We start from the raw sequence: 21,788 nt of genomic DNA, 5'->3' as shown, positions 1-21,788 counted from the left end.
ACCATGCATCAAAGCCAACTCAAATGGATTGCAGACTTAATCTGGAAATATCGCCGATGACCGTCTGCGCGACGTGTATAGCCGAGGCAAACCAATCGCTGCGCCGCAATCGTAAATTTGAATTCAGTCAAACTTAGCCAAGGTAGCAGACGCAATGTGTAAGGGAAAATAATGATCCTGACCGATAACGAGACCAAAGTCGATTTATTGAATAACGAGGCCATAGCGACGACAATCATTGGCCTTCTTCGGAAAAATCCAGATCATCCTGTGACGATCGGTGTGCATGGCGACTGGGGGGCGGGCAAGTCTAGCGTACTTGAAATGATAGACTCAGGTTTCGAAGGGACTGAAGAAGTGTTATGCCTCAAGTTCAACGGGTGGCGCTTCCAGGGTTTCGAGGATGCGAAAATCGCCCTAATTGAGGGAATCGTAACTGGTTTGATCGAAAAACGTCCGGCGCTTACCAAAGCTGTATCCGGTGTCAAGGAGGTGTTCCACCGCATAGATTGGTTGAAGGTTGCCAAGAGAGCGGGAGGTTTGGCTGTTACGGCTTTTACAGGAATTCCAACGCCTGATCAGGTAACGGGTATTATTGGCTCTCTCGAAGGGGTGTTGGAAGATCCTGCTAAACTGGCAACGAAAGAAAATATCTCGGCCACTATCGGTGAAGTGAAAGCTCTGCTGAAGCCCTGCGAAACCAAGAATGTACCTGAAGAGGTAGAAGCGTTCCGCAAGGCGTTTGAGCAGCTTTTAAAGGATGCGGGTATCGAGCAGCTTGTAGTCCTAATCGACGACCTTGACCGTTGCTTGCCTGATACTGCGATCGAAACCCTCGAAGCAATTAGGCTGTTCGTGTTCACGCCCCGAACTGCATTTGTAGTCGCAGCTGACGAAGCCATGATCGAGTATGCGGTACGCAAGCACTTTCCCGACCTTCCTGATAGCACTGGGCCTCGGGACTATGCCCGTAACTACCTAGAAAAGCTCATTCAGGTTCCGTTCCGCATTCCTGCACTCGGTGAGGCTGAAACACGAATTTACGTAACGTTGTTGCTCGCCGGCGCGGAGATTGGCGAGGGAGATGCAGACTACGCGAAGCTCATTGGTGTGGCTCGGGAGCAGCTTAGGCGTCCTTGGACCAGTGGTGGTCTCGATGCCGCGACCGTTAAAAATGCGCTTGGGCAGAAGGCAGAGAAAGTCAACAATGCGCTCGCCCTCAGTGATCAGATTGGTCCGGTTCTGGCCAGCGGAAGCAAGGGCAATCCGCGGCAGATCAAAAGATTCCTCAATACGCTTCTCTTACGTGAGCGCACCGCTGAGGCACGTGGCTTCGGGGATGACATTAAATTACCAGTGCTTGCTAAGCTCATGCTTGCAGAGCGCTTCATTCCGAGACTGTTTGAGCAGATAGCGTTTGTTGCGGCAGTTCATCCTCAAGGATTATGCGAAGATCTCGAATCACTTGAAAATGACTTGGCGACTTCTGAGGAACAATACAACTCAGAGAACGAATTGAAAGATCAGAAATCCTTCGATCCAGGGGTTAGTGCTGGTTCTGGTGTCTTAGCTGAATGGAAGTCTTTGGAAACAGTATGTGAATGGGCATGCTTATCACCAAAGCTTTCGGGCATCGATTTACGCCCTTACTTGTTCGTAACAAAGGACAAAAAAGATTACTTTGGCCCGGTATCAGTTCTAGGTTATTTGGCTGTTGTGGTAGAAAAACTTTTCGGTGGCAAAATGACTGTCCAGGGTTACGAATCCGAACTGAAGCAGCTCGTTCAACCCGAAGCAGACAAGGTATTTGAAGCAGTGCGTACCAAGATCATGAGCACAGGCACCTTCGATACGAAACCGGTTGGTGTCGATGGGCTCGTCGTTCTCGTTAAAGCTCAACTCGGTTTGCAAGGTCGTTTAATGGACTTCCTTGAGGCATTGCCGAGTAGCAAATGCGGACCTTGGGCCGTTAGTGGATGGCAAAGCGTCATCAAAGACGATGAGTGCAAATTGCGTCTGTCAAAACTACTGGGAGATTGGAGCAAGGTCACCAACAACCCTGGACTTAAGGCCGCTGCCGACGCGGCGCTCAAGGAAATAAAGGGAGGGCGCTGATGGGAACGTCGACGTCGTATGGCGGTCCTGGCGGCGGTACGCCGTTAGTTCCAACATGGCTCGGGGATGCAGATGGTAGGGAGGCTCCCGTAACCCCTCCGGCTGGAACGGATAGCCCGCCACCTGCCGATAGTGCGGGGTCACCAATACCTCCAAAACGTCCACCCATTGGTGAAGCTGCTGACCCACAACGTTTTTCTGGTGCCCGTAATAACTTTACTCGATTCGCTGGTTCTGGTGGTAGTGATAGAGCCAGCCTAGGCCGGGCAGTGTCGAAATATGTTTCTGCGTCGACCGGTGGTGCTCGCCTGGCCGCCCAGCGCATGGGCGCATCACGAACGGCTGGTGCTCGGCTCCTAGGCTTCCTGTCTGATGTACAGGCACGGGGTGTTCGTGAGGCATTGCGTGCACTTGATCTGGAGTCTCTCGCGGGACGTCCGATCACCGAAATTTTTGTTGGCTTAGCTGACTATATCTGCCCTGGAGCTGGTACGGTCGATGAAGGCATTGCTCGCGAAGCTTACATCGAAACCATTGTAGAGTTGGCAAGTGAAGGGCTAACCGATCTTTCCACGTTCACTCCGGATCAAATGCAGACTGTCTTCGAGCTTTATGCGACGCATGCGATCGAAGCCCGGATATGTAATGACATCGGCACCAAGGTGGTAACAATGCCGGCAGATGCTAAGGTCGCCCTTCGCGTCGAAAAACAATTACGCGATTTCATCCGTGGCGGGGTAAGCGACGCGCTAACACGAGCCTACGTGGATTCACCAAATCTGACCATAGAGAAGATCCAATCGTTCGTGGATTCGATTTATGAGTCCGCATTTAGCATCCTGCAGGCAATGGGAGAAGCAGAGGCTAACCAATGAAGAGGCAACTTTTGGTGGGCCGTTTTGGCCCTGATGATCTCCTCGAAGTTCCTTCAGAAGCCGACGAGCAAACGACCTATCTTCAGCTCGTTGCTGGTAATCGATCCTTGGATCACGGCATTGGTGATGCACTGACCAATCTAAATAAGCTTGGTGTATTCCCATCGGAAATTGGTATTGATCTGCTCTTGATTGCTGCTCATGTGCATGCGGCAGATACACGAATCTCTCGTACCGAACAGTCGCAAGACTCTTGGACGCGAGAGATTCGCCTCGTGGTGCCGGTCAGTGAACCGGAACGATGGGGCGGAGTAGTAGCAACGCTGAAGAAAGCGCTGGATTTTCTGACGGGCGATAGGTGGATTATCGGATTCAGGGCGCGTCCGTCCCGTTTTGCGGTGATCGCACAGTAGTCCTCTTTAAGTTTGATGGCTCCACCTTTCGATTCAGTGAGCTTGTTTTCTGGCGGTTTGGACAGCCTGATAGGCGCCATCGACTTGCTGGAAACTGGCGAGACTCCTTTACTGGTTAGTCATTTCGGTGAAGGCGCGACCAGCGATGCCCAAAGCAAGCTGTTTTCTGGGTTGAAGAAGTACTATGACAAGTCGCTGTTCGAGAGATTGCGAGTCGGGATGGTTTTTGAGGATGGCCTTGTGCAAGGTGTTGGGTCAGAAAACACGACCCGTGGTCGATCATTTCTGTTCTTCGCCCTAGGCGTGTTTGTTGGCTCTGGTCTTGGGAAGAGATTCACTCTTCGTGTGCCGGAAAACGGGTTTATAGCACTGAATGTGCCCTTGGATCCCTTGCGACTCGGCTCCAATAGCACGCGCACCACGCATCCTTTCTACATGGCGCGATGGAATGAGCTTTTAGGAGAGCTTGGAATTGACGGCAGCATTGATAACCCTTATTGGGATAAGACAAAAGGTGAGATGGCTGCCTATTGTCGAAATCCTGAACTTTTAAAGCAGCTGGCATCAGATTCGTTATCTTGCTCATCACCTACTAAGGGGCGATGGCACGGGCTAGGCATTGAGCATTGCGGCTACTGTCTTCCATGTTTGATTCGTCGCGCTGCATTGGACACTGCTTGGGGTAAGGGGAGTGATGGGACGACATATACCGTGTCCGACCTACACGCCCGGCCTCTGGATACTCGGGAATCGACTGGTAAGCAAGTCCGTTCCTTTCAGTATGCGATTGAGCGGCTCAGGGCAAATCCGCAGCTTGCACATCTCCTTATCCACAAACCTGGTTCGCTTACCGACGAGATTGCGCGCTTGGATCATTTTGCCGATGTTTACCGACGTGGCTTGGACGAAGTGGCGAGTCTGATTGATGGTGTCAAGACGAAACCAAGCTGAGGGGAAAATGCTCATGAACGCTACAGCGGGTCTCGTGGACTTCCATTGTCACCTTGATTTGTACCCGGACCATCAAGCTGCCGTGCGGGAGGCCGAAGAGGCTGGCGTATACACACTTACGGTCACGACAACCCCACAGGCATGGCCACGTAACCACGAGATTGCCCAGTGTACGAGGCATGTGCGAGCAGCTCTAGGTTTGCATCCACAGTTAGTAGCCGAGCGAGCGAGTGAAATTGAATTGTGGGAACGCTATTTGCCCGAAACTCGCTATGTCGGAGAAGTTGGTCTAGACGCGGGACCGCGTTTTTATAAGTCTTTCGAATTACAGAAGGAAGTATTTCGGCATATTTTGCAACGTTGTGCAGCGGTAGGGGATAAAATTATTTCGGTCCACAGTGCCCGTTCCGCAAAGGCTGTACTGGATTATATTGAAAGGTATTTGCCTCCCCCTAGAGGAAAAGTCGTATTGCACTGGTTCACCGGTAGTAAGGCGGAAGTCAGACGCGCTATCGAGTTGGGGTGTTATTTTTCGGTCAATTCTGCAATGCTTGAAAATGAGAAACATACATCAACCGTTACCCTCATCCCTCTCGATAGATTATTGACGGAAACTGACGGTCCATTTACCAAAATTGGTGATCGCATATCAAAACCGTCCGATGTAACAGGTGTAGTTGAGAGATTAAGCCGGCTTTATGGAATTTCGACTGTACTATTGACGGCAACTATACGTGAAAATCTGCGTATGATGTTGGCATCGAAAGGGAGCTCGGACTACTAAGTCTGTCTTTTGCCATAAAATATGGCTAATCCTCGTTATTCACTGAATCGATTTCAGAGCGAGGGGCAAAATTGCCGAGTCTAGGATCGCGCTCGCTGACAAAACTTCAAATAAACCGTCTCCATAAAAAGGAAATAACATACATGAACAAATCTGACCTCATCGACGCCATCGCCAGCCACGCCAATCTGACTAAATCCGGCGCCGGTCGCGCATTGGATGGCATTACTCAATCCATTCAAGCCGCGTTGAAATCCGGCGATTCCGTGGCTTTGGTAGGCTTTGGTACCTTTGAAGTAAAAGAACGCGCCGAGCGCACTGGCCGCAACCCGCAAACCGGCGAAGCCATTACGATTGCCGCCGCCAAATTGCCTTCGTTCAAAGCCGGCAAGGGCTTGAAAGACGCGGTTCAGTAAGGGATAGACCTCATTATTGCGGCCCCATACCCCAGCCTTCCAGTTCAGACTGCCGTTTGACCGAGGGGACATCCAAATCGGTCATCCGGCCTTGGGTACGAGTTAAGGTATCCTGCCTGCCGCTGGATGCTGCGCCGTATTTCTGCGGATTGAGTCGGCTACCCGACCCGGTGAGTTGATCGAGATTCAGCATGGACGCGGCATTGGCGGCGGACGGCAAATGCCCTGTCTGTGCCAGAATGGCCAACCATTCGTCGAGATTGACTTGGGTCCAGTCCACTCGGTCCAGATCCGATACTTTGATGCCGGTGCAACTCGGACTTTCCGGCGTACCGAAATCCATGCCCAGTTGCGGTTTGATCTGTTCGTTGAGGATGCGCGCTAACGGCGAGTTATAGCAGCAATAGCTCTCCTTGCGCACCCAACACACGCCAGCTACCTTGCTTTCGCAATAGGTACCGAGGTCCGTGCAGACTTTCAGTTGTTTCTTGGCAGCCAGTTCATACTCCGGTTCCTCGCAGGAATAGACGATCTGGATGATCATGATGATGATCATCACCACCGTATAGGCTGTCATCAAGGTGCTGAGCAGTTCGCCGGCAACCGCGGCACCGCCGCCCAATTCGACACCACCGGATTCCGCAGCAGGTGTGAGATTACCCGCCGAATCGAAGGCCGCCTGGCCGCCGGCACTGAACAGCGCATTGCCGGCCGCTTCACCAAAGGTCTGGCCTATCCATTCCGCCACCGACTTCATCAATTCGCCTTTGAGCGAGTCGAGCAAGCCTTGCGAGGCAATGTCGCTAGTGCTGAGCATGTCGGTGCCGACCAAGTCATTCACTGTCGAGGCAAAATCCGCCTGAAAACTGTTCCAGGCATCGCCGGCCAACGTGAACGGGGTACGCATGGTTTCCCAGGCGCCTCGAATCGCCGAGGTACTGTCCATGGCCATCACCGCGCTGTCCATCTGACTGGTGGCGATCAATAAATCAATGTAACGTCCCAGTCCCATCGCACCCGAGGGCGTTTCGCAGCAATCGACCAGACTGAGTGCGCCACCGACCATTTTGCAACTGGCCGGCTTGCCTTGGAATACCTGGCAGGTGGTCGGATCCTTTTGCTGCAGATCGGCATTGGCGTAATCGCAATGCAAATCCATCGCCATTTGCTGGGCGCTGTTGAGTAAGGCCACCGCCTTGGTGAAATCCTGGCTTTGCGTGCGATTCACGCTGATGCAGTCTTCGCCCATGCAGCGGATCGGCCCGGCGCATTGCTGTTGAGTATTGCTTTGAATGCCGGGAATGCCAACGGTTTGTCCGCAGTCGTAGGTATCGACGCTGTCCCAACAGGTACCTGAGGCGAGTACACTGGTACATTGGCTTTTGATGAACGAGCAGCCTCGGGTTTCTAACGAAACGCAGGTTTTTTGGGGCACGCCGTTCGCCGGCGGCTCCAGACAATGGGTGCCGGCGGTATCGGTCCAACATTGGCCGTACTGATTCAAATCGCAGTTTCCGGCGGCTTGGATATTCATACAGGTATTACGAATCCCTGACGAACTTGCCACCGGGGCTTGTGACAAATCCGTACCGCAGACCATGACTTGCGAAGTGGGATCGACGTAACAACCCGAGGTATTGGCGGGATCGTTCGTACAACTCAATTGGCTGCCAGCCTGGCAAATGCCGTCGGTGATCGCATTGGCCAAGTTTTGGCAATTCGGCCCACTCCAGCTCCATTCGTCCTGGGTGATCAGTTTCGACAAGTCATAACGCAGTCGTATTCGCGAATAGCCCTCGCCATTACCGCCGACCATCGTGTCTTGTTTGAAGACTTTATTGCCCGCGCTGTTGAAGGCGTAGGTGACGTCGCGATTGGGATGATCGACCCAGCTATTGCTGAGCTCGCAAGCGCCGCCCCAGCCGGTGGAACCGGTATAAATCAGGTTGCCGCCGTAATACACCCGAGCATGGTCGTCGAACTCCACGTCCTCCAATGTAGCGCTGACAATCGCTTCCGGATGCAGGACGTTATAGGTCACTTGCCAGGTAAACACCGCGCATCCGGACGACCAATAGTTGTCGCCGACCCGACCGACATACAAATCCATGCAGCCCGGCCCGCAATTGGATATGCCGCCGTCACCGGATACAAAACTGAGTAACGGTACGACACTGACCTGATGCGTCGCCGTGCAACTCTGCGGCACGGTTGGTTGCCGCAGACACAATTGATAATCAGGTATTTGTACTGAATGGCTAGTCGCCGTTTGCGTGGTCACAGTGGTACAGTCCGAGAACGACTGTGCCCAAGGCGTGAAGTCGCTGATTACCTGATCGCCGTTGTGCCAGATCGGATCGGCTTGTAAATCCGGATGCGACTGGTGGGCATTGTCGATCAAGGTGCGATAGGCTTCGCCGGTGAAGCTGGTTTCGCCGTTCAGGGCGGTCTGTGCATCCAGACCCGCCGCTAGCGTGCCGGGGTTGTTACCATAAAGATTGGCAAAATCGCTGGTCGTTGTTGATGTGTTATTCGTATCCGGAAACAATGTGCCGATCGAAATGGCGCTTTCGTGACCCGTCCCCGGATTCAAGGTCAGCGAGCCATTGCCGGTATCAATCGGAAAGGCAAAATCGCCGAGGATTTGCTCACCTAGTTGTTGGCCATTGCGCCCAGCTGCCTGAATCGCATCTGCCCAAGATACGCCAAACGGCGTCCAGGCCAGCGTCACGCACAAAATCGCAGACAATGTCTGCGTCAAGCAATGTTGCGGTTCGAATAACTCACTGACAGTCATCACAGCCCCACGCAGCAGTCCTGCCAACGCCACAGCAGGTAAAGATGGTCTTCACCCGGCCCCGGATAGGTACGTCCCGCACCCCACTTGAAGGTGGTTTCGCCAATGGCGTGATTGGACTCGGTTTCGGCAACTGGATAAAACATCGATAGCCGGTATTGCGACTTGGGGATGAAGGGATAGATATAGCCACCGCATAAAGCATCGTTGCCCGAGGTCTTCCAGGCCAGCCCGCGCCGGTGCAAGGAGGCGGTCGCCCGCGTAGCCAATAGACTGGTGATGCGCGGATCGGTGCCATAACTGGTCGGCGAAACGCCGGATAAGGGATACATGTGACCCCAGGCGCCTGCACACCAGAACAAAGCATCCAAAGGATTACCGGCCGCCGCCGCAGCAGCATCGGCGACACAAGCCGAAATGGCCACCGGATTGGCAAATAACGCTGTTTCCAGACTGGTGAAGAACGCCAATAAATCGTTGTTCCAGGTCGGGTCCAGTTCCGAGACATATAGCAAATCAAAATCCCGGTAGCCATCAGTGTTGCAGCGACCATCCCAGAATAGGTCCAGCAAAATGGTCAATGGAAACGCAAAGTAGTGGTAGTTAAAAAAGGACATTTCGCTGGCATCGAAATCGGCTTTGCCGGTAGTGGCGATTAAGCGCACATTCGAGGCGCTGAATTTATGTCCGCCCAGCTCCGGAATGCCCATCGGATCGGTGCAAAAACAGAACTTCTCGTCGGTGGCGATGCTCGGTACGTTGCCGCCGCCCAACGATGCCCCGGCTGCACGAATCGGAAACAAGCAGCTCCAACAAATATCGGTAATCAGGTTGCCGGACCACAGCTCGGCGTCCGAGCACAATGGGTCGACGCTATTGGTGGTGGTTTCGGAATAGACCGGGGTAGCCAACGTCACCAACACTCCCAAAGTCCAAGGCAAAATCCACAGATTCATGACCGCTCTCCTGTTGAGGCAGGCAGTTTTCGTTCACGAACCACTAACTGGTTACCGACTTGTTCGACAATCGCCGGTACCTGCTGTAATTGAAAGCGGCTGCGCACATCCGGTGTCAATAAATACACCGGTGCCTGAAGCGCAGTTTCCAAACGCTGCAAACTATCCCACCCGGACTGGCGCGGCAGAGCCGTGGCCAGATACATCACCCGAGCCTGTTTATTCTGGCAGGACTGACACTGAATCAACTCGACTTGAGCCGGCACCGTGGCATCGAATACCTTCAGGCATAAGCCAAACGGCATCTTGTCCAACGGATTGACGGTTTGTCCGGCTCGGATGATCAGCTGTCCATTGGGTGCCGTCAGATCGCGCGGGGCGGTGATGGTCAGATCTACGATCCGTTCACGATCGGCCTGAGCCGTGGGTAAGTCTTCGAATTTTTGTTGTCCCCAAAATCTCTCAATCGCTTGTCGTTGCTTTTGTTTCCAGTCGATGGCCGCCATCCGGCGTTTGATCTCTTCGAGCAAGTCGATTTCAGCAATCTCGCCGACATCGCCCAAGGTTCCCAAATCACCCTGTTTGCCGGCTTTGATTTGTTCGTCCAGCCAGGGCAGGCTGCTGACACCTCGAACGTGCAGCCGGGCTTTACCTTCCTGTTCGACGATGATGTCCGGCACGGAGGCCACCGACCAGCGTTGAAAGCGGGTGGGGTCGATGACGATGTTGGGCAGCGGCTCGATGCCTTTCAGCAAGCGTTTGAGGTCGGCCATCAACGCCGGTAGTTTTTGGCCGGGCTTTGGACCGCGAAACACCAGCAACACATCGTCTCGGCCTGCGACTTCTTCAAAGATGCCTTTCAGCGCGGACTCACCCAGCGAGAAGGACACAAACAATTGCGTGACTGGTTTGTTTGAAGGCGTTGTTGGCAGACCGCTCGCTAATTTTGTCGGGCTTGTCGATAGCGCCTCTGCCCGAATCGCTTGTGAAGACTCCAGGATTTGTTGCGCCTGGCGTTTTATGTCCAACTGTTCGGATTGGCCATTTAACCAGTCGGGTCGGGACTGGCCTTCTAAGGCTTTCAAAATAGCCTGAGAGCGTTGCAGCCACGCTTCCTCCGCCTGAACCGCTTGCACACCGAACCAACAGAGCAAACAGACCACCGATTGACGCCAAGGCTTTTGGGGAAGATCAAAACAACGCATAGGCCCGTCCAATCACTTGATGGTCGTAGACATAGCCCCAGTATCGTGAATCGAAGCTTTTGTCGGTTTGCCCCGTGACCCAATAGGCTGCAGGTGGAATGGTTTCATGACGTTTGAATTGTGTCGTCGGCTTTTTGAGTTTCTCCGTCAAAGGCAGCCCGTCGATGATCCGTTCACCGTTGATTGAGGTGTGCTGCGGATCGACGTGGATGGTGTCACCTGTAACACCGGCGGCGATTTTGACGATGATCTGGCCATCCTTGAAAAACGGTGCCATGCGCTCGGCGCGAAAGGCAATCAAATCGCCACGCCAGATATCCTTGTTATGAGTGTCGATCAGGTACACCCATTTGTCCGGCAGACAGCGATTGACTTGATCGTCGCCGCCGATCAGAAAGCGTTGACCGATATAGCGTTCAACGACCAGCACCAGCAACAAAATCGGTAAAGCTTTCCCGATGAATCGCCGTAATGCCGCTCGGGTTTGATAGGGTCTCTGCCTGGTTTTGGTTGTCTTGGTGGTGGCGAGGTTTGAATGATTGGATTGCATAGACTCACCGGGTGTGATGCTGAACATAAACATCCGCCGGGGCAGCCACCACCGCCGTTGAATCGATGACCAGATAACCCGCATCACTGAGTTTCTTGGCTTGACCCTGCCAGTCATCGACTATTTTGGCCATTTGCTCCTGGCTGGCATTGGGCGGTATCGATTGAATTAACTTGCCCCGGTCAAGTACGAACACTGGCGTGACCAGACTCAGGCGCGCCAAGGGCTGTTGTAATTGCTGTTGAGCAGCTAGCCAACCGCTGATGCCACCCAGACAGGCTGCGATGAAAACGGTGCTGAGCCATTGCGATTTAGGATCCATAACCAGTCTCCCTGGGTTTGCTGCTGCGGCTGTCGATGAGTTGTTGAATGGCATCACCCAGACTCAAACCTTGCCGGCGTAACTGTTTCAAGGCGTTGACGTCTTCGGGTTTGGTGGAAAACAAAATACGTTTGTAAGGATCGACGATCAGCCGACCAATACCGGAACCCATCTCGGTGATGAAGAAAATCTCGGAATAGGCGCCCGGCAAGGTATGCACGGTTTTGAGGAGTTCGTAGCCGCCGTCCGACAACGGCAAGCGTCGATCCTGCTTCATGCCTTCGATGACTTCGGCTTTCTGGCCGAGCAGATACATATTCGCCGAGTTCTCGACGATGGCCCGACCGGCGGCATTGCGGTACAAGTCGTTGACCGACTGGGTAATCGTCACCGCCGCGCCGCCGTATTTGCGAAACCGCCGGTAGCCGTGTTCCATGAATTTGGCCACATCGCCTTCGGTGAGCAAATCCCAGGCTTCGTCGATGATGACGATCTTGGGCCGGTTGCGTTCGCCCAGATACATTTCCTGCTGGATTTGGTAGATCAGTTGCAGCAACACGACTTGTTGCAGATGCTTGCGGCCCTTCAGCTCTTCGAGTTCCAGCACGGTAAAGTCGTTGGCGAATTTGGCGTTGTTCTTACCGTTGAAATAGCGGCCATATTCGCCGCGGGTGGTGAAGGGAAACAGCTGCTCGCCGACATCTTTCAATCGTTGATCGGCTTCGGCGCAGAGCTGCCGGGCAATGTCGTCAACGGACATGGCCTGTGCCTTTTCAGTCCACAGCTGTTTCAGGATGCGTTTCAGACCGGCGGTTTGAAAATCGGTCAGTTTCTCGGTCGGCGCAGCCATCTGGCTGACCAAACCGGCTAACATATCCGCTTCTTCCTCGAAGTTCTGCACGATCTCGAAGGGGTTCATGCAGATGCTGGAACCGTGGGTGAATTTGACGAAATCGCCTTCCAGTACCTCGCAGAGGTTTTCATAAGAGCGACCCACATCGATCGCCCAGATTTGTGCGCCCTCGGTCAGGTAGCTGACGATGATCTCGTTGGTCAGAAAGGATTTGCCTTTACCGGATTCGGCAGCGATACACAGGTTGTAGTTGCCGGTGGTATCGAATAGCGACACCGCCATGTGTTCGCCGTTGCGCGAGACGAAATTCAAGGTCGGCGTGCCGGTGCCGGCCCAGTCGCCGAACAGTGGCAATAACGGAATCGCATGCCGCGTGGCCAGGGTGCGGTAGCGTTTGAGATCGGCAATCGCCGAACGCTCGGGACCAAACGGCAAACAATTCAGGAAAAATGGCAGGCAGAAATACTTGTCTTCCAGTAGCTGAAAACCCAGCTCCCGAAAATAAACCCGCGCATTCGAAACGGCCGCCGCTTCTTCGGCTTCGTCACAGAACAGCAGCACCCCGAAATAAGCCCGAATCGGTCGGTCACCGTCGCGGTACGCGTCGAACAACACGTCGAAATGGTGTTTGCGTTGGACCAGCACCGGTAAAAAACGGGCAATCGGCGTATTGACCTGATTGGTGATGAATTGCCGTACGCCTTCCTGTCGAGTGCGGGTTGATTCGGCATCGGGATAATGCAAGGTCAGGCTGAGCAAAGTATTCTGGCGGATGCCACGAGTACCGGAGAGAATATCGCCCAAGTAACTTTTGGCACTGCCGAAATAAAAATGATCGGGGGTGCGTTTGGCGGACAAGGTTTTGACGCGTTTTGACCCAAGCCAAATGCCTTTCTCGTCGGTTCGAATGGCGTTGTCGTAATCCAATAACTGATCACGAATCAGTTGGGTCGGATCGCACTCGGGTACCACCCGGTCTTTCCAGCCGGCATCGGGCTGCCAGTTGAGTAGCGTATTCACGATACGCACATACTGATCGGCGCCCAATATTTCGGGATACAAACCGATAGTCGACAGCGACTGCTGGGTAGCGAGTTGCAATTCGCTGGCCCGGCGGATGTCAGCTTCACTCGGTCGGGGGGATGCCATCGGTAGTTTGACCGTGACCAGAATGTGGCTGCGCCGTAGGCGTGCCCCCGAAATTGCTTCCGGCGCCTTGGTCGTGCCGCGCCGCAAAAAATCAACGCTGGCCTGGGTCATGGTTTTATAGGTCGGCTTTTGCTGCTTCAAACGCCGGGTCTGCATGATCGCCAGCGCTTCCTCGATGTCCGGCGAAGTCCAGAGGCTGATCTGCAACAAGGTGTCAGTCGGCCAGTCCTGATTGAGCAACACATTGACCCTCGCCGACACGCTGGCGTCGGCACCTGTCATCGGCCGGCACAGAAAACCAAAGCCAATGCTGCTATCGGCCATCAAGAACAGATGATGGTCATATTCATAAGCCAGTACCGTGAATAACTGATCGGCACGTTGGCGTTGCGCGGTGGTCATGGGGTCTGATCCTCGAAATACAGGTGTTGCATGGTTTCGGTTTGATGCTCGGCACGCAGGCGAATCGTAAAGGGATGTCGACAAACGCGAACTGCACGTTTTTTGCGTTTCAACTGCCGGGCTCTAGCCGGATGACAGGGGTTGATCGGCTGACCATTGGCGGCTTGGACCTTGACGGTCCGCTTATCCTTCGCCAATGTGCAAGGGCGGCGGTTGCCCGCCGTGTTCTCGGTATCAATAGTTGAACCGGTCATCGTTGTTCCAGGCCTAAATCGTGGCCGTCACGATGTTGGTGATTATGGTCGGCGCCGCAAACAGGCCGACCCCGCTGGCAATCCCCAGTACAAAGCCCATGATGCTGCCACGCACGACACCGGCGACCAGGCCGACGATGACGAACACGATGGCGATGATGCGGCCGAGCAAGCCTTCTACCCAGCCGGTCAGCAAGGTCCAGACGTTGTTGAACTCGGTACCGCCGGCACCGGCCATGACGTCGGATGCCATCAACATAAAAAATAGCGATGCCAGGGTCACCAGTACCCCGGTTCGATGCGATGTTTTCATCAAAGATGTCCTCGTTAAGGTTAAAAGACGGTTGCCCGTCGAATCTCGGACGTTCAGTCCGGCAGGTTTTAAGCGGTTGCCCGCTCGCTCTCGCAGGGGGTGTGGTACCTGCGGTGAAATGGGATCAAGGATCAGGGCAATTGTTTGCCTAATCGATTCACTGGACTGTCGTCATCAGTGGTATCGACGCTGGATCGTTTCTCCGCTGGGCGTTGCTCGACTTGTAAAGGAATCAAAGACGAACTGGCTGTCGGTGCCGCCTTGCCAATCATCCAACGCCGGGGTTCCAGTTCGGTGTAGACGTAGTTGGACACCATCAAATCGCCCTCGGCATCTTCCCAAGGCGCGATCCAGATACGCATGACTTGGGATGGCGTGCGAATCGGCGTGGGATCCTCTATTTTGGGCACGGGTTGTTGTAACGGTGGTGCGAGTGCCGGTTTTGACATTGGCTCTGATTCCTGGCTGGTTTCGGGAGGCGCTTCCTTTATCGCCGTATTGGTCACCTGGTAGGCCTGCGTCGTCGACAGACAGCTGGGTTCATCTGGCATGCCTTTACAGCCGTATTCGGTGGCACAGCCGGTGGTGATGGCGATCAGTAATACACTGAAGCCATAACGAGGAATGGCGTAAATCGATTTCATGGCTTTTTCTCGGTAACTGTGGCGTTTTGAGGATCTGGCATCGATACCGAGCTTGGCGTCGGTTTCGGTTTATCGGCTAACCAATCGGCTAACACCTCGGGTGCGCCACTGTGGGTGCGACCGTCCGGAGCGATCAGAAACGGCACGCCTTTCAAATCGAACAACTTGGCGGTGACGACGGCTTTCTGCAGTGGCTCTTTGTTGCACTGAGCGGGCGGTTCGGTCGGCAAGCCGGCGTAATCCTGTTTCAACAGTCGGTCGCGCACGGCATCTTTGGCTTTGGTATCGCTGGCTCCCAACTGACACGCCAGTTGCACGACGAGGTTTTGCGACTCGGGGCCGAGGATGGGGACCATGACCAGTTTGAAGGTGTACTGGTCTTGCAAGGATTGCAGCTCTTTCATAACTTTGCCGCAATAAGGGCAACGCGGATCGATGAACACCAATACCTGGGCTTTACCGTGGCCGACGGTCACGGCGCCCAAATCGTCGGACTTGAGTTTCATCCGCGACAGGTCGATGCGATTGGCGATTTTGTCGATATCAGCCAATTCCTTGATTTCCTGTTGGGTCCAGATGTCCATCAATTTGCCGCCGTAAAAAGCAAAGCGGCCGTTACTGGAGATAAACAACGTCTGCTCGCCGGACTTGACCATCTTCAGGCCCGAGATCGGCAAGTCCTGCATGCCGTCGATTTTGATCGATAGCAAGCCGGCGGTAATATCCGAGACCGCAGGCTTTTGAGGGTTGGCAGCCAGGGCAATGGATGTACCGAATAGCATGGCCAGTAATAAAGGAATGTGGCGTAGCGTCATAACGACCTTTGGGTTTGGGTTAAAGAATCAGCTCGGCATCTTCAGCTTCAGCGCCGTGCCTTTTTGCACGATGAAGTTGACTTGGCGGGTGGCATCGACTTCGATGACCGGGTAAATCTCTTCGGCCATGTCCATGTAAAAATGCGACAGTCGCTCCATGGCATAACCGGCGCCTTTCAGGGCACCGCCTTCCATCGACTGCGAGGAAAACGCGCTTTGAAACGGTGTAGTACCGGAAAGAGCCCCCAGTCCGCCGGTCATCAGCATCGGAATCTGGTTGCGACCGAAGGCATCGGAAAAGCCGCGTAGAAAGCCCGCCATCATCGATTGGGCGAGCAATGCGCCTTGCTTCGACACCACCCGACCGCGCACCCCGTTTTTGCCGTCTTCGCCGGTGGCGTAGGCATTCATCGGCACTTCGATCACGCCGCCATCCTGGCGTACGCAGGAAAAGGTCTCGCCGCGAAAATAGGCGCGCTCGGCACTCAAGTCGCCGAAGCCCGCGGCCAATAGAAAGCATTCACGCACATCGGCATGGAAACGGTTGGGTAGAATGGCTTCCTTCTTGATACGAAACAGTACCGGCATCGGTTCTTTCTTGGCTTTTTTGCCGGTCGGAGCATCGAGGCCATTCAACAACACGCCGGTCAAAATACTGCCGGCGGGGATGAAAACATCGCTGCTGGCGTGATCACGGTTCGAGCGGCCTCGACCCTCGCTAGGGGCTGCGTCTTTGTCTTTACCATTGGACTGGTCAGCGCCTTCCTGGATGACCCGAATTTGCATCGCCGCCGGCGCTTGGTTATTGGCTCGTGCTCCTGAGACGCCGGTATTGCTAGCAGTCGGTGCGGGAATAGCGGCTTGCTCGAACACGCGGTTGAGATCGTCTTGCCCGTTGTCGAAGGGCGGATTGCTCGGGCGGCGGTATAACGGTCTTCCAGGTGCCGTTGGCTCCACAGCAGGTTGATTGGCGTCGCCAGGGTTGCCAGCCACTGCCGTTGTAGACGCTTTATTCTTCAACGTCTCAACTTCACCGGTGACCGCTTGAAGCTTGGCTTCATAGGCGTCGCGCTCGGCGGTGGTCCATTGTTTGAAACGGATTTCGTCGGATTGCTGTTCGCGCTTTTGTTGTTCCTCGATAGCCGCCAGACGACGGGCTTGTTCCTCGTTCTTCTGCAGCAGATCGCGCAATTGCGCGGAAATGCCGTCGATACCGAGCGAGCGCGGATCACTGTCAGTCAGAATATGTTGGATGGTGGCCTGTTTACTCAGCGGTTTGTTGACTTCCGGGGTGACGGTGGCCAGCGCGATGATGACGGCCAATACCACTGTACCGATGCTGCCGACAGCTAAATTACGTTTGGCGCTCGGACTCAAGCGTGTCCACCAGGTATCGACGCTGGCCATTACTGTTGACCTCCGCTCAGTAACGAAGGCCGCAAACTGGATGACGCCTCAGGCGATTGTCGGACCACGACATACAATTCGGTCGCTTTCTGTGGCTTCAATACCACGTTGGGCCAGACCGAAACGGCGAGCACGTCCTGTTGCGTCGTCGCGCAACTGCGTTCGTCGAACTCGAGCATGTCGCTGCCGGTATTCTTGGCAAGGCCCACCAAAATCAGCCGATCCTGGCCTTCCAGAACTTGGCCGGTTTTAATCTGCACGCGGTCTTGCAGGCAGCGAATTTGTTCTTGGGGCTTGGGTTCGCGGAGTGAATAACCGGCTGGGGTCTTTTGCAAACCCAAATCCCTAAACAAGGCTTTTAGCTGGCTGATGTAGGCCTGTTCCTGTTGGCTCGAGGTTCGGCTCGCAGCATCGGCGTGCTGCCATTGGTTCAGCAACTGGTAACTGTCCTTGTCCAGATCAAGGTGGATTTCCCTCGCCGGAATGCGTTTGGGGATCAGGGTAAGAGACAAGGCAATGTCCTGGTTGTCGCCGGGGGTGATGTATAACGTGACCGGCGTTTCGTCGGCGGTGGCGACATAGACGATTTTGCCTTTGGTACTGGTGGTCGCCTGGCTGGTGGTCGTGACTACCGGATGTTCGAACGGCGTGACCAGGCGATTCAAGTGGCCGACGGCAATCGGCATCAGTTCGTTGATGCCGGGTTTGACGGCGATGTGCTGCGGACCGATTGAGGTTGTGGTCGTTGATGATTCCGCTTGTTGCTTGGCAGCTTTCAATACGCTGGCATCGACCGGCGGTAACTCAATGCCAAAGTCGGGCTGTGATGGCGATGCGGGTGACTCTTCGGCCACGGTGGTGACCGGTGGTAATATCGTCACCGGTAACTCACCGGCGGCCAAGGCACCATTGGCGAAGCAAAGAAATAACCAGGGGTGCAATAATCGTTTCATGGTTGAGCCTCATGCGGTTGGCCTTGCGTAGATTTCAAACGAGCCAGCGTTCTGGGGGTATCCGGATACACATCGATGTATTCCAATCGGGGCCGATAGTTTTTAATGACGATGATGAATTCGTAAGTACGAGGCTTCACGTCCGGTTTGGAACTGGGACCTTGGCTTTTCAGTTCGCCGCTGACGAAGACTTTATTGGTTTCGGCTTCGTAATCGACATGACGAGGCGTGAAGCTGATTGCCACCCGATCCATCTTGATGGCCTTGATTTGATCGCTCATGGCATCCAGGACACTGCGGTAAATATCCGGCGCCAATAGTGGCTCAACCGCAGTTTTCAGAAAATCGGCATTGGCCGGCGTGGTGTTGCCGAGGAGTTCGGCCAGGAATAAACCCCAGGACTCTTTGAACTCACTGGATGCCTGGCTGCGGGTGACTTCGACTTCCTGGGTCAAGGTCGGCGGCACCAGGATGATGCTACGTTCGGTGCGCCAGGCGGCCAGCGAGGTAGTCACACAAACGACGAGCAATCCAATGATGACGACGCGGCTAAACCGGTTCTCGGTCTCGTGCCCGTCCCAGGTTTGCAGAAACTCCGCCCATTTCATGGCAGAAACTGGCGGATATAAGGATTGGGGATGGTCTGCGCGCGACTGGGCAACAAACCCAGCCAATACAACGCATGTAAGGTGTAACCGTCAGGTCGGTTATCGCGGAAACGCCGGTAAAACTTGACCGCAATCAACCCCAGCGCCAGGCCGGGAATGAACTGGTCGATCAACATGCCGGTGAGCATGCTGACCATGAAGGGTACGATCTCGTCGGCGCTCCACAATAAAATATGGATCGGATCGTCGATCGATTGGGGGATGGCAACGGGTTCCATAATGACCTCCGGTTGGGATGGTCATTATTGTGAAGGGGAATTTGAGAAGGGCTTTTGCAGCTGACGACGAATTTACGCTCAGCTTTAAAAATTGACGGCCGGTTGAGCGATCTACACTTAATCGTCCCTCAGTTTGATCGCGGATGCAAAACTCCAGGAGGCTAAACTTGCTTTAACCGCACCGTCAATCGGCCATTTACAAGCCCAAATCGCTCAAACTGGCATGGTCATCGGGACGCCGGCCCAGCGGCCAGTGAAACAAACGCTGCTCTTCCTTGATCGGCAAATCGTTGATGCTGGCAAAGCGCCGTTGCATGAAACCTTGCGGATTGAATTCCCAGTTCTCGTTGCCGTAACTGCGGAACCACTGGCCGGAATCATCGCGCCATTCGTAGGCAAAACGCACGGCGATGCGGTGGTCGGTAAACGCCCACAATTCCTTGATCAAGCGATAATCCAGTTCCCTGGCCCATTTTCGCTGCAAAAATTCGCGGACTTGTTCGCGGCCTTGCGGAAATTCCGCGCGGTTACGCCAGAGCGTGTCTTCGGTATAGACCAGCACGACGCGGTCCGGGTCGCGCGAGTTCCAGGCGTCTTCGGCCATGCGCACTTTCTGCGCGGCGGTTTCACCGGTAAACGGCGGGACGGGGGCTTTGATTTCTTGGGTCATAGTATTTCTCCGTGATGAAAAGGTGATTGAGTTACGCTTGCCACATACCGGGCATCGCCACATAACCAGGCAATGCGCGAAGGCGTTGGAACCAGGCGATGATGTTGGGGTAGGCGCCGATGTCTAAACCGCCTTCCGGAGCCAGCGCCAAGTAGGGATAGACGGCAATGTCGGCGATGGAAACTGAGTCGCCGACCAGCCAGTCTTGGTTTTGCAGATGGCGGTCGATAATGTCCAGAATCTTGTCGGCGGTTTGCCGGGCTGTTGCCGTATCGATAGGACTCCCGAATTTGTGGTATACCCGTAGCTTGGCAGGGCCGTGGAAGATTTCATTGGCGGCGGTCGATAGCCAAGCGGCGAACTGCGCAAGTTGATAGGCATCGTCCGGCCACCAAGTTTCACCGCCGTAGCGCTTGGCCAAATAGACCAAAATGGCTTGGCTGTCGCGCACGATCAGACCGTCGTCGTCCAGCACCGGCACCTGGCCGAACGGGTTGCGTTGCAAATGCGCGGCGCCGTGCTGCTCTCCGCCGCGCAAATCTACTGGCTGGGTTTGATAGGGCAAGCCCAGTAAACTGAGCAATAGGCGAACTTTGTGGCAGTTGCCGGATAGCGCCATATCGTAAAGGGTGATCATGCTGGACTCCTTCGGTTAAATGAAACTCTCAAATTGCACCCGTTCGTCGGCGATGCCGAGTTGGCGGGCTGATTGGCGCACGCTTTCGATCAGGCGGGTTGGGCCGCAGACGTAGATGACGGTATCGGCCGTTGCATGACTGAGTATGTTTGGAACGTCCAACCGGGTCGGGGTTTGCGCTTGGCTGAAATAAAACCGGCATCGCTCGGAAAACCATCGTTGCAAGTCTTTGATGAATGCCATTTCCTGCGGCGCTCGACCGGTGTAATGCAGTTGAAATGGCGTACCCCGTGCGGCCAAGGTTTCGGCCATGGCTTTGATGGGGGTGATGCCGATGCCGCCGGCAATCAACAGCGCCGGGCGTTCGTCGTCATGGAGTGGAAAATAGTTTTCCGGAAGATCAGTGTTGATTCTAGTTCCGAGTTGCCAGCCATCATGTAAGGCGCGCGATCCCCCGTCTCCGTCTCCTACCCGCAGCACCGCGATGCGGAAGCAATCCCTTTGGTCCTGTGCATCGGTCAGCGAATAGGCCCGACTGGTGATCGTACCGTCGGGCAGCGCGATCGGCACGCGCAAATGGGCGCCGGCTTGGTAAGCGGGCAATGGCCCGCCATCGGCATGGCGCAATTCGTAGGCGCGAATGCTTGGCGTTAATTGACGAATCCCGCTGATGGTCAAGGGCAATGTGCCATTTCCCAACACGACGGGTGTTTGCGGTGCTGCCGTATAGGTTTGTTGCAGCCGCCGGGTTTGCTCCAACAGTGCTTCGACTTCGCGTTGGCTGTAACGCGGGGTAATGTATTTCGGGCAATTCCAATCGAAGGCCTCGACTCGAATCACGATGCCGCGTTCCACTGGAGCGCGAAAGTCGGGTAATTCCAGCTTGGACAATAATTCCGGCTCGTTAAGTTCGTGGACCACTCGCGCTCGGCCCCAGATTTTCAGACGTTGCCGTCCGGGGTAGTCCATCAGCAACAGGCTCATCCGGTCGTCGCCGCGTAAATTGCCGACCGAAAGGTATTGGCGGTTGCCGCTGAAATCGGCATATCCGATGGTTTGTTCGTCCAACACTTTCAAGAACCCAGCCGGCCCGCCGCGGTGCTGAACGTATGGCCAACCGCTCTGACTCACGGTGGCTTGATAAAAGCTGTCGCGTTCGGCGATGAAGGCTTGTTCGAACTCGCTCAACGCCACCGTTTCGGTGTCGCCGAGTTCGACTGACCGGTAAGCCGTGCGACTGCCCATTTCGGCTTGTACCGCTTGGACGTTAGGGGTGAAGCTGATCTTGGCAAACGCACGGGCCATGGTCTTTACTCCGGACGGGTGAAATATTGACGGCTACTCTGGCACAATCATCCATCGTATTGAATAGTCATTATTGGCAATACCTTATTCCATTTAGCGGAATAAATCGGGCCAAA

General features: G+C 54.6%; 23 protein-coding genes. 6 read left to right on the top strand and 17 right to left on the bottom strand.

The genetic code is table 11. The features are described from left to right. Window positions 1–171 precede the first annotated feature (171 nt). The 6 genes from qatA (at window position 172) to ACWAU0_RS19305 (ending at window position 5,554) form a co-directional block, all read left to right on the top strand. Entirely contained in the window at window positions 172–2,115 is a 1,944-nt protein-coding gene (qatA, locus tag ACWAU0_RS19330) for a Qat anti-phage system ATPase QatA (RefSeq protein ID WP_033159588.1), read from the top strand. 269 nt (window positions 2,116–2,384) lie between these two features. Next, window positions 2,385–2,990, top strand: coding sequence for a Qat anti-phage system-associated protein QatB (gene qatB, locus ACWAU0_RS19325; protein WP_201798989.1), 606 nt, complete (start codon window positions 2,385–2,387; stop codon window positions 2,988–2,990). Then, on the top strand, window positions 2,987–3,403 hold the full coding sequence (locus ACWAU0_RS19320) for a hypothetical protein (RefSeq protein WP_458137615.1): 417 nt from the start codon (window positions 2,987–2,989) through the stop codon (window positions 3,401–3,403). Before qatB ends, ACWAU0_RS19320 begins: the two co-directional genes overlap by 4 nt. Window positions 3,404–3,418: 15 nt before the next feature. Next, the gene (qatC, locus tag ACWAU0_RS19315) at window positions 3,419–4,354 is read left to right on the top strand and encodes a Qat anti-phage system QueC-like protein QatC (protein ID WP_458137614.1); all 936 of its coding nucleotides are present in this window, start codon (window positions 3,419–3,421) and stop codon (window positions 4,352–4,354) included. A 13-nt stretch (window positions 4,355–4,367) separates the two neighbouring features. After that, window positions 4,368–5,138 carry a Qat anti-phage system TatD family nuclease QatD gene (gene qatD, locus ACWAU0_RS19310; protein ID WP_033159591.1) on the top strand — a complete coding sequence of 257 codons (771 nt, stop codon included), beginning with the start codon at window positions 4,368–4,370 and terminating at the stop codon, window positions 5,136–5,138. Between the two features lie 143 nt (window positions 5,139–5,281). Next, a complete protein-coding gene (locus ACWAU0_RS19305) occupies window positions 5,282–5,554 on the top strand; it encodes an HU family DNA-binding protein (RefSeq protein ID WP_033159592.1) in 273 nt (90 codons plus the stop codon). Between the two features lie 13 nt (window positions 5,555–5,567). On the opposite strand, the gene traN is transcribed toward ACWAU0_RS19305, so the two are convergent. The 17 genes from traN to ACWAU0_RS19220 form a co-directional block, all read right to left on the bottom strand. Beyond that, window positions 5,568–8,351, bottom strand: a complete 2,784-nt coding sequence (gene traN, locus ACWAU0_RS19300) for a conjugal transfer mating pair stabilization protein TraN (RefSeq protein WP_129871405.1) — start codon at window positions 8,349–8,351, stop codon at window positions 5,568–5,570. Then, window positions 8,351–9,307 (bottom strand): TraU family protein, encoded by a 957-nt coding sequence (locus tag ACWAU0_RS19295; RefSeq protein WP_458137613.1) that lies wholly within the window; start codon window positions 9,305–9,307, stop codon window positions 8,351–8,353. The genes traN and ACWAU0_RS19295 overlap by 1 nt, the downstream gene beginning before the upstream one ends. Next, window positions 9,304–10,512, bottom strand: coding sequence for a TrbC family F-type conjugative pilus assembly protein (locus tag ACWAU0_RS19290; RefSeq protein ID WP_165786340.1), 1,209 nt, complete (start codon window positions 10,510–10,512; stop codon window positions 9,304–9,306). The genes ACWAU0_RS19295 and ACWAU0_RS19290 overlap by 4 nt, the downstream gene beginning before the upstream one ends. Next, a complete protein-coding gene (gene lepB / locus ACWAU0_RS19285) occupies window positions 10,499–11,062 on the bottom strand; it encodes a signal peptidase I (RefSeq protein WP_101053598.1) in 564 nt (187 codons plus the stop codon). The genes ACWAU0_RS19290 and lepB overlap by 14 nt, the downstream gene beginning before the upstream one ends. A gap of 4 nt (window positions 11,063–11,066) precedes the next feature. After that, complete coding sequence (locus ACWAU0_RS19280) at window positions 11,067–11,384, bottom strand: hypothetical protein (protein WP_101053600.1); 318 nt, start codon at window positions 11,382–11,384, stop codon at window positions 11,067–11,069. After that, the gene (gene traC, locus ACWAU0_RS19275; RefSeq protein ID WP_458137612.1) at window positions 11,374–13,788 is read right to left on the bottom strand and encodes a type IV secretion system protein TraC; all 2,415 of its coding nucleotides are present in this window, start codon (window positions 13,786–13,788) and stop codon (window positions 11,374–11,376) included. Before traC ends, ACWAU0_RS19280 begins: the two co-directional genes overlap by 11 nt. Beyond that, window positions 13,785–14,042 (bottom strand): RRXRR domain-containing protein, encoded by a 258-nt coding sequence (locus tag ACWAU0_RS19270; RefSeq protein ID WP_458137611.1) that lies wholly within the window; start codon window positions 14,040–14,042, stop codon window positions 13,785–13,787. The genes traC and ACWAU0_RS19270 overlap by 4 nt, the downstream gene beginning before the upstream one ends. Window positions 14,043–14,055: 13 nt before the next feature. Continuing rightward, window positions 14,056–14,355, bottom strand: a complete 300-nt coding sequence (gene traA / locus ACWAU0_RS19265; protein ID WP_458137610.1) for a TraA family conjugative transfer protein — start codon at window positions 14,353–14,355, stop codon at window positions 14,056–14,058. 131 nt (window positions 14,356–14,486) lie between these two features. Next, entirely contained in the window at window positions 14,487–14,999 is a 513-nt protein-coding gene (locus ACWAU0_RS19260) for a TraV family lipoprotein (protein ID WP_458137609.1), read from the bottom strand. Beyond that, window positions 14,996–15,814 (bottom strand): DsbC family protein, encoded by an 819-nt coding sequence (locus tag ACWAU0_RS19255; protein WP_458137608.1) that lies wholly within the window; start codon window positions 15,812–15,814, stop codon window positions 14,996–14,998. Before ACWAU0_RS19255 ends, ACWAU0_RS19260 begins: the two co-directional genes overlap by 4 nt. Window positions 15,815–15,841: 27 nt before the next feature. Continuing rightward, window positions 15,842–17,221: a TraB/VirB10 family protein gene (locus tag ACWAU0_RS19250; protein ID WP_458137607.1), complete on the bottom strand. Its 1,380-nt coding sequence runs from the start codon at window positions 17,219–17,221 to the stop codon at window positions 15,842–15,844. Next, window positions 17,221–18,174, bottom strand: coding sequence for a type-F conjugative transfer system secretin TraK (locus tag ACWAU0_RS19245; protein ID WP_458137606.1), 954 nt, complete (start codon window positions 18,172–18,174; stop codon window positions 17,221–17,223). Before ACWAU0_RS19245 ends, ACWAU0_RS19250 begins: the two co-directional genes overlap by 1 nt. Then, complete coding sequence (locus ACWAU0_RS19240; RefSeq protein ID WP_033159425.1) at window positions 18,171–18,782, bottom strand: TraE/TraK family type IV conjugative transfer system protein; 612 nt, start codon at window positions 18,780–18,782, stop codon at window positions 18,171–18,173. Before ACWAU0_RS19240 ends, ACWAU0_RS19245 begins: the two co-directional genes overlap by 4 nt. Next, window positions 18,779–19,060 carry a type IV conjugative transfer system protein TraL gene (traL, locus tag ACWAU0_RS19235; RefSeq protein WP_033159426.1) on the bottom strand — a complete coding sequence of 94 codons (282 nt, stop codon included), beginning with the start codon at window positions 19,058–19,060 and terminating at the stop codon, window positions 18,779–18,781. The genes ACWAU0_RS19240 and traL overlap by 4 nt, the downstream gene beginning before the upstream one ends. Before the next feature lie 196 nt (window positions 19,061–19,256). Then, window positions 19,257–19,730 (bottom strand): nuclear transport factor 2 family protein, encoded by a 474-nt coding sequence (locus ACWAU0_RS19230; RefSeq protein ID WP_033159427.1) that lies wholly within the window; start codon window positions 19,728–19,730, stop codon window positions 19,257–19,259. A 31-nt stretch (window positions 19,731–19,761) separates the two neighbouring features. Next, window positions 19,762–20,367 (bottom strand): glutathione S-transferase family protein, encoded by a 606-nt coding sequence (locus ACWAU0_RS19225; RefSeq protein ID WP_458137605.1) that lies wholly within the window; start codon window positions 20,365–20,367, stop codon window positions 19,762–19,764. Window positions 20,368–20,382: 15 nt separating this feature from the next. Beyond that, window positions 20,383–21,672 carry a pyridoxamine 5'-phosphate oxidase family protein gene (locus tag ACWAU0_RS19220; protein WP_458137604.1) on the bottom strand — a complete coding sequence of 430 codons (1,290 nt, stop codon included), beginning with the start codon at window positions 21,670–21,672 and terminating at the stop codon, window positions 20,383–20,385. Between the last annotated feature and the right edge of the window lie 116 nt (window positions 21,673–21,788).

Source organism: Methylomonas sp. Uni0009 (assembly GCF_054188105.3).
This window is presented reverse-complemented; position numbering and strand designations above follow the sequence as displayed.

What these genes read in the sequence shown, in the direction of transcription:
- qatA (WP_033159588.1), top strand. Translation starts at nt 172, where the DNA reads ATGATCCTGACCGATAACGAGACCAAAGTCGATTTATTGAATAACGAG.
- ACWAU0_RS19320 (WP_458137615.1), top strand. Translation starts at nt 2,987, where the DNA reads ATGAAGAGGCAACTTTTGGTGGGCCGTTTTGGCCCTGATGATCTCCTC.
- qatC (WP_458137614.1), top strand. Translation starts at nt 3,419, where the DNA reads ATGGCTCCACCTTTCGATTCAGTGAGCTTGTTTTCTGGCGGTTTGGAC.
- qatD (WP_033159591.1), top strand. Translation starts at nt 4,368, where the DNA reads ATGAACGCTACAGCGGGTCTCGTGGACTTCCATTGTCACCTTGATTTG.
- ACWAU0_RS19305 (WP_033159592.1), top strand. Translation starts at nt 5,282, where the DNA reads ATGAACAAATCTGACCTCATCGACGCCATCGCCAGCCACGCCAATCTG.
- traN (WP_129871405.1), bottom strand. Translation starts at nt 8,351, where the DNA reads ATGACTGTCAGTGAGTTATTCGAACCGCAACATTGCTTGACGCAGACA.
- ACWAU0_RS19295 (WP_458137613.1), bottom strand. Translation starts at nt 9,307, where the DNA reads ATGAATCTGTGGATTTTGCCTTGGACTTTGGGAGTGTTGGTGACGTTG.
- ACWAU0_RS19290 (WP_165786340.1), bottom strand. Translation starts at nt 10,512, where the DNA reads ATGCGTTGTTTTGATCTTCCCCAAAAGCCTTGGCGTCAATCGGTGGTC.
- lepB (WP_101053598.1), bottom strand. Translation starts at nt 11,062, where the DNA reads ATGCAATCCAATCATTCAAACCTCGCCACCACCAAGACAACCAAAACC.
- ACWAU0_RS19280 (WP_101053600.1), bottom strand. Translation starts at nt 11,384, where the DNA reads ATGGATCCTAAATCGCAATGGCTCAGCACCGTTTTCATCGCAGCCTGT.
- traC (WP_458137612.1), bottom strand. Translation starts at nt 13,788, where the DNA reads ATGACCACCGCGCAACGCCAACGTGCCGATCAGTTATTCACGGTACTG.
- ACWAU0_RS19270 (WP_458137611.1), bottom strand. Translation starts at nt 14,042, where the DNA reads ATGACCGGTTCAACTATTGATACCGAGAACACGGCGGGCAACCGCCGC.
- traA (WP_458137610.1), bottom strand. Translation starts at nt 14,355, where the DNA reads ATGAAAACATCGCATCGAACCGGGGTACTGGTGACCCTGGCATCGCTA.
- ACWAU0_RS19260 (WP_458137609.1), bottom strand. Translation starts at nt 14,999, where the DNA reads ATGAAATCGATTTACGCCATTCCTCGTTATGGCTTCAGTGTATTACTG.
- ACWAU0_RS19255 (WP_458137608.1), bottom strand. Translation starts at nt 15,814, where the DNA reads ATGACGCTACGCCACATTCCTTTATTACTGGCCATGCTATTCGGTACA.
- ACWAU0_RS19250 (WP_458137607.1), bottom strand. Translation starts at nt 17,221, where the DNA reads ATGGCCAGCGTCGATACCTGGTGGACACGCTTGAGTCCGAGCGCCAAA.
- ACWAU0_RS19245 (WP_458137606.1), bottom strand. Translation starts at nt 18,174, where the DNA reads ATGAAACGATTATTGCACCCCTGGTTATTTCTTTGCTTCGCCAATGGT.
- ACWAU0_RS19240 (WP_033159425.1), bottom strand. Translation starts at nt 18,782, where the DNA reads ATGAAATGGGCGGAGTTTCTGCAAACCTGGGACGGGCACGAGACCGAG.
- traL (WP_033159426.1), bottom strand. Translation starts at nt 19,060, where the DNA reads ATGGAACCCGTTGCCATCCCCCAATCGATCGACGATCCGATCCATATT.
- ACWAU0_RS19230 (WP_033159427.1), bottom strand. Translation starts at nt 19,730, where the DNA reads ATGACCCAAGAAATCAAAGCCCCCGTCCCGCCGTTTACCGGTGAAACC.
- ACWAU0_RS19225 (WP_458137605.1), bottom strand. Translation starts at nt 20,367, where the DNA reads ATGATCACCCTTTACGATATGGCGCTATCCGGCAACTGCCACAAAGTT.
- ACWAU0_RS19220 (WP_458137604.1), bottom strand. Translation starts at nt 21,672, where the DNA reads ATGGCCCGTGCGTTTGCCAAGATCAGCTTCACCCCTAACGTCCAAGCG.